Raw genomic sequence first — 6,150 nt, forward strand, 5'->3', positions numbered from 1 at the left:
TATGGCTTTTCAGGAAATCGAAACAGCGATCAAATCGGTTCAACAATCAATCGACCACATTCTGGAGACAACCAATAAACTCACGGAGGAAACGATCCGTCGTAACCCTACAGAGGATGAATGGTCAATCATGCAGATTCTTTCCCATTTAGCGGAAGCCATACCTTATTGGTTAGGTGAAGTGGAAACGGTAGTGGCCACGCCTGGATCAAAATGGGGACGTGGATTGCAAGATCCAGCTCGGTTGGCAGCAGTTACTGATACGGAACAACTTTCTGTAGATGATGTCTTTAGGCAAGTGGAGGAGCTTAAATATAAAGTGGAGAGCGTGCTTGGGGAATTAGATGAAGAAACACTATCTAAAGAATCACCACACCGGAACTTCGCCAAATTCGGAAACAAACCCGTTTCTTATATTGTGGATCACTTCATCGATGAGCATGTTTCAGGACACTATGGTCAAATCAAGCGGAATCTTTCTAAAATCAAATGAGGATAGATAAAAAAGAAAGTAGGGATTATTGTGGCTGAAAAATCAGAATACATGAATAGTACAATCGTAAAAGATTTTACAAAGGATATCCAGCAATACAACCTTGGGCCACTTTGGGAAGCCATCCCCGCTCTGATGGACCATGAACCTAAACCTCATGCCCATGCTTATTTATGGAAAGAAGAGCTTTTGACAAAAAAATTGATGGAAGCAGCTGAAATCTTCACTCCTGATCGAGGAGGGGAGCGCAGGGCCATTTATTTTCAAAACCCTGGCCTTACTTATCGCCAGCCTTGGGGGTGGGCTTCGACAACACAAACGCTTTATGCAGCGGTTCAATTATTGTTGCCAGGTGAAGTGGCCCCTTCCCACCGTCACTCCCAAAGTGCACTTCGTTTCATTACGAATGGTGAAGGTGCCTACTCCATCGTGCAGGGAGAAAGGATCTTCATGGAAGAAGGGGATTTCTTAATCACGCCTAAAAACCTATGGCATGGTCATGGACATGTTGGCGAAAAACCAATGATTTGGATGGATGCCCTTGATATCCCAACTATCTATTCCATAGGCGGCACTTTCTTTGAACCATATCCAGATCGGATTGAAACGCCTAAACGACCGGATAATTTTTCAGAGCACCGTTATCAAGGCGGAATGGTTCGTCCAGTATCCGACCGGTATTCACAAGTGGCACCGCTTGCCAACTACAAGTGGAAAGGCACTAAAGCAGCGATTGAAGGATTAATGAATTTCGATCCAGATCCATATGAAGGTTTTGCCGTTGAATATATCAATCCTTCTAATGGACAAACAGCCAATCCGACGATGGGGGCATGGATGCAAAAGCTGCCGAAAGGATTCCATACGAAAGCACATCGCCATACCCATTCCACCATCTATCAAGTGCACCAAGGGTCAGGCTATACGGTCATTAATGGCGTACGTTTTGACTGGTCCAAGGGAGATTATTTCGTCGTTCCGAATTGGGCATGGCATGAGCACGTTGCAGAAGTGGATTCTTACTTATTCTCGGTAAATGACCTACCAATCATGGAGAAATTCGATTTGGAACAGCAACAGGCATTTGATGCAAACAATGGGTACCAAAATGTTGAAAGTGAATTCAAGCCTGTTTTGGTATAAAAGTAATCTGTTTGAGAGCATCCAGCCATCCTGATGAATATTTGAGAATGCCAGTCGAATGAAAACGCTTACCGTGATGCTGGTCTGCAACTTTGGCTAAAGACAACTAATTTAGGGGGGAATTGATGATGAACACAGTAAAAAAACCATTCATCGTTATCGGTGGAGGAATAGGCGGATTGGCAACGGCTCTAGGAGTTGCGGAAACAAAACAATATGTGAAAGTTTTGGAACAAGCGCCTGAATTTGGTGAAATAGGTGCTGGGATTCAGCTTGCTGCAAACGCAACCAATGTACTACAGCGCCTAGGCGTTATGGATAAAATCAATGAAATTGCAGTCTTTCCAAAAAGGTTGGTATTGATGGATGCCTTTTCCGGCAAGGAGCTTTCCGCCTTGGATTTAGGTGATGTTTATAAAGAAAGATATGGGGCCCCGTATATTGTTTTGCATCGTTCCGATTTGCACAGAGTATTAGCCGAGGCATGTGAAAGCAACCCGTTTATCGAGCTGGTAACTAACCAAACCATCATGGAAACAGTGGAAAATGAAGGTGAAGTTACCGTTACTGCTGCTGACGGGTCCCAACATTCAGGAACGGCTGTCATTGGTGCTGATGGATTATGGTCCAATGCGCGTAAACTGTTCGTGGACGATCAACCGGTCTGCTCGCAATATGTGGCATATAGAGGGGCAATTCCGATGGAAGAGGTTACGAGCCATGGAGATCTAGATGATGTATATATGTGGATTGGACCAAATCTTCATCTTGTTCAATATCCGGTCAGAAGGGGAGAACTATACAACCAAGTAGTGGTCTTCAAAAGTTCTCAATACACGGAAGAAAACGAAAAAACGAATCAATGGGGAACGCCGGAAGAAATGGATCGTGTTTTTGCTGGAACTTGCGAGCTTGTTCAGAATGCAATTTCATTCATTCAACGTCAACGCCGCTGGCCAATGTATGACCGTTTACCAATTGATAATTGGACAAAAGGCAGGATTACACTTACGGGCGATGCTGCACACCCGATGCTTCAATACTTGGCGCAAGGGGCCTGTCAGGCTTTAGAAGATGCGGCTTATTTAACGGATATGCTTCATAAGCATGGAAATGACATTGAACAAGCATTTTTAGAATATCAAGAGGAACGCATTCCGCGTACGGCTAATGTTCAGAGGAGTGCAAGAATGTGGGGGGAAATCATCCACAATACGACCGATGCAGGCATTCTGCTCCGTGATACGATCCTCTCAAGTCGTACGGATAAGGATTTTCAATTTCTTGATGAATTCCATGGTTACAATAAAATGGCCGTGAAAGCGTAATTTGATTGTTTCATCTAAGTATATGTTTAATGTTGTTATACCTTTTACAAAGGGTTTTTGCCTTTCTTCTTTATGAAGAAAGGCTTTCGCCGTTTATCCGTCCATAGTTCCTGTATTTTTTATAACTTTCCTTTACAAGGGGAGAATTAGAAGTATAATGAAAATATAAAGGTCAAAGTTGGTCAAACTGAGTGGGAATTCGTTCATGATATAGATGAATGGGAGGTTTTTAGATGGATATTAATAAAATGACGGAGAGAACCCAGCAGGCATTCATTGGCGGGCAGGAGCTTGCCAAAGATAGAGGGAATCCCGAGCTGACGGAGCTTCATTTATTAAAAACCTTAATGGAACAGGATGAAAGTTTATTAATCAGGATTTTATCGGAGTCTGATAAACCGATGAATCAATTTGAAATAGAACTTAATAAGGAACTGGATCGATTGCCGGAAGTGAGAGGAAGTGTTTCCCAGGTTTACATGTCATCATCCCTCCAGCAAATTGTGACTGTGGCCGAAAAGGAAATGCAGATGTGGGAGGATGAATATTTATCAGTCGAACATTTGCTGCTGGCGTCCTTGAAAGGCAATAAAACGAATATAAATAAACTTTTCTCATCATATGGAATCGATTACGAAAAAGCAAAACGGATTATACAAGATGTAAGGGGGAATCAGCGAGTGACTAGTCAAAATCCTGAAAGCACATATGAAGTACTGAAAAAATACGGCAGGGATCTCGTTGCTGAAGTTAAATCAGGGAAGGTCGATCCAGTCATCGGTCGTGATACGGAAATACGAAACGTCATTCGTATCCTATCACGTAAAACAAAAAATAACCCTGTATTAATTGGAGAACCTGGTGTTGGTAAGACAGCCATTGTCGAAGGATTGGCGCAAAGGATCGTCCGGAAGGATGTTCCGGAAGGGTTAAAGGACAAAACCGTATTTTCACTAGATATGAGTGCGCTTGTCGCAGGGGCAAAATTCCGCGGTGAATTTGAGGAACGTCTTAAAGCGGTATTGAATGAAATTAAGAAGAGTGATGGAAAAATTCTTTTATTCATCGATGAACTGCATACAATTGTCGGTGCAGGCAGAACGGATGGTGCACTTGATGCGGGAAATATGTTAAAGCCGATGCTTGCGCGTGGTGAGCTGCATTGCATCGGGGCAACAACCCTTGATGAATATCGACAATATATTGAAAAGGATCCGGCTCTAGAACGTCGTTTCCAACAAGTTCTGGTTCCAGAACCGGATGTGGAAGATACGATTTCAATTTTGCGTGGGTTAAAGGAACGGTTTGAAATTCACCATGGTGTCAGGATTCATGATCGGGCGATCGTGGCTGCCTCTGTCCTTTCGAACCGATATATAACGGAACGTTTTCTGCCGGATAAAGCGATAGACCTTATTGATGAAGCTTGTGCGATGATCAGAATGGAAATTGACTCCATGCCATCAGAGTTGGATGAAATCACGAGAAAGGTGATGCAGCTTGAAATTGAAGAAGCGGCCTTGAAGAATGAGGAGGATCCTCAAAGTAAAGAAAGGCTGGAAGTGCTACAAAAAGAACTCTCAGAACTTCAAGATCAAGCGAATAGCATGAAATCCAAGTGGCAAATGGAAAAGTCGGCGCTTCAAAAAGTGCAGGATCAACGTGAGGAACTTGAGAAGCTGCGTCATGAACTAGAACAGGCAGAGAACGACTATGACCTTAACCGGGCAGCGGAACTTCGACACGGAAGGATTCCACAGCTTCAAAAAGAATTGGATGCCATGGAAGGTGAATTGGAAAAGGAAAAACAGGAATCACGGTTACTCCGCCAGGAAGTGACGGAAGAGGAGATTGCTTCGGTCGTTGCGAGGTGGACGGGAATTCCTGTTAACAAGCTGGTGGAAAGTGAAAGACAGAAGCTGCTCAGGTTATCGGATATCCTTCATGAACGCGTAATAGGTCAAGGGGAAGCGGTAGAACTTGTATCTGATGCTGTTTTAAGGGCAAGGGCGGGAATTAAAGATCCAAACAGACCGATTGGTTCATTCATTTTCCTGGGGCCGACGGGTGTCGGTAAAACAGAATTGGTAAAAGCCCTGGCAGAAACGTTATTCGATAGTGAAGATCATATGATTCGAATCGATATGTCGGAATATATGGAGAAACATTCCGTTTCCCGTCTTGTTGGTGCACCTCCTGGATATGTTGGATTTGAAGAAGGCGGGCAATTAACCGAGGCAATTAGGAGAAACCCATATTCAGTCGTATTATTGGACGAAATTGAAAAGGCACATCCTGAGGTCTTCAATATATTGCTGCAAATGTTGGATGACGGAAGGATTACCGACTCCCAAGGTAGAACGATAAACTGTAAAAATACGGTAATCATTATGACTTCCAATATCGGATCCCATTTCTTGTTGCAGTCCAACCGTATCGATGGTGGGATTGAAGATGAAATAAAAGATCAAGTCTTTAAAGAATTAAGAGGGCATTTTCGTCCGGAATTTTTGAACCGGGTAGATGATATTGTTTTATTCAAACCTCTTACTAAACAAGAAATCGTTGAAATCGTAGAAAAGATGGTTCAGCAATTACAGGTAAGGTTAACTGAACAAAATATAACTCTGAACGTAACTGAGGCTGCTAAGGAATTCATTGCCGAACAAGGATATGATCCTGTATATGGAGCCAGACCGTTGAAGAGATTTATCCAAAAGCATCTGGAAACAAAAATCGCCCGTAAAATCATAGCAGGAACAAAAGGGCTAAAAGAAGGAATAACGATTGATTTAGATCATAATGAGTTGGTCCTGATTTAAAATATATGAAATGTTGTTTAACCGAAAGTAAAGGACGGTATAACAAATAGGACATCCTTGTCAGGATGTCCTATTTTGCTTATTAATGTTGATGGGAGTCTTTTGCTGGCCCAGCAGGCAAAACAGCAGGGATGATGCAAATAAGGATAGCGGCAGCTAGTCCTAAAATCGTTCCCTGTTTAGCATCGTATGAAACTCCGATCATGGAAGAAACAACATATACAGTCATATGCACTAATAAGAATGTCCAAAAAATTGCCCAAGCATAACGCATCGAATTTCACCTCATTCCAATACAATCATTTTTATCTTACCATAATTAATATACAGTTAAAACGTGTTTTTAATAATAACTATTAAATAA

General features: G+C 42.4%; 5 protein-coding genes. 4 read left to right on the forward strand and 1 reads right to left on the reverse strand.

Annotation, left to right across the window (positions count from 1 at the left end; translation table 11 throughout):
* Nucleotide 1: 1 nt before the first annotated feature.
* The 4 genes from ACFWE9_RS16935 to clpB all read left to right on the forward strand — a co-directional run bounded on the left by ACFWE9_RS16935 (nucleotide 2) and on the right by clpB (nucleotide 5,786).
* Nucleotides 2-493 carry a DinB family protein gene (locus tag ACFWE9_RS16935; RefSeq protein WP_230158720.1) on the forward strand — a complete coding sequence of 164 codons (492 nt, stop codon included), beginning with the start codon at nucleotides 2-4 and terminating at the stop codon, nucleotides 491-493.
* Nucleotides 494-523: 30 nt separating this feature from the next.
* On the forward strand, nucleotides 524-1,636 hold the full coding sequence (locus ACFWE9_RS16940) for a cupin domain-containing protein (protein ID WP_230158721.1): 1,113 nt from the start codon (nucleotides 524-526) through the stop codon (nucleotides 1,634-1,636).
* Nucleotides 1,637-1,761: 125 nt separating this feature from the next.
* The gene (locus ACFWE9_RS16945) at nucleotides 1,762-2,964 is read left to right on the forward strand and encodes an FAD-dependent monooxygenase (protein WP_230158722.1); all 1,203 of its coding nucleotides are present in this window, start codon (nucleotides 1,762-1,764) and stop codon (nucleotides 2,962-2,964) included.
* A 233-nt stretch (nucleotides 2,965-3,197) separates the two neighbouring features.
* Nucleotides 3,198-5,786 (forward strand): ATP-dependent chaperone ClpB, encoded by a 2,589-nt coding sequence (gene clpB, locus ACFWE9_RS16950; protein WP_377357806.1) that lies wholly within the window; start codon nucleotides 3,198-3,200, stop codon nucleotides 5,784-5,786.
* An 82-nt stretch (nucleotides 5,787-5,868) separates the two neighbouring features.
* Here the strand turns inward: clpB and ACFWE9_RS16955 are convergent, their stop codons facing one another.
* Complete coding sequence (locus ACFWE9_RS16955; protein ID WP_230158724.1) at nucleotides 5,869-6,060, reverse strand: YjzD family protein; 192 nt, start codon at nucleotides 6,058-6,060, stop codon at nucleotides 5,869-5,871.
* Nucleotides 6,061-6,150: the final 90 nt, after the last annotated feature.

Origin of the sequence: Peribacillus sp. NPDC060253, from assembly GCF_042727425.1 — a bacterium.
Taxonomy (GTDB): Bacteria; Bacillota; Bacilli; order Bacillales; family DSM-1321; genus Peribacillus.

Coding starts and splice junctions, on each gene's coding strand:
- ACFWE9_RS16945 (WP_230158722.1), top strand. CDS start 1,762: ATGATGAACACAGTAAAAAAACCATTCATCGTTATCGGTGGAGGAATA.
- clpB (WP_377357806.1), top strand. CDS start 3,198: ATGGATATTAATAAAATGACGGAGAGAACCCAGCAGGCATTCATTGGC.
- ACFWE9_RS16935 (WP_230158720.1), top strand. CDS start 2: ATGGCTTTTCAGGAAATCGAAACAGCGATCAAATCGGTTCAACAATCA.
- ACFWE9_RS16955 (WP_230158724.1), bottom strand. CDS start 6,060: ATGCGTTATGCTTGGGCAATTTTTTGGACATTCTTATTAGTGCATATG.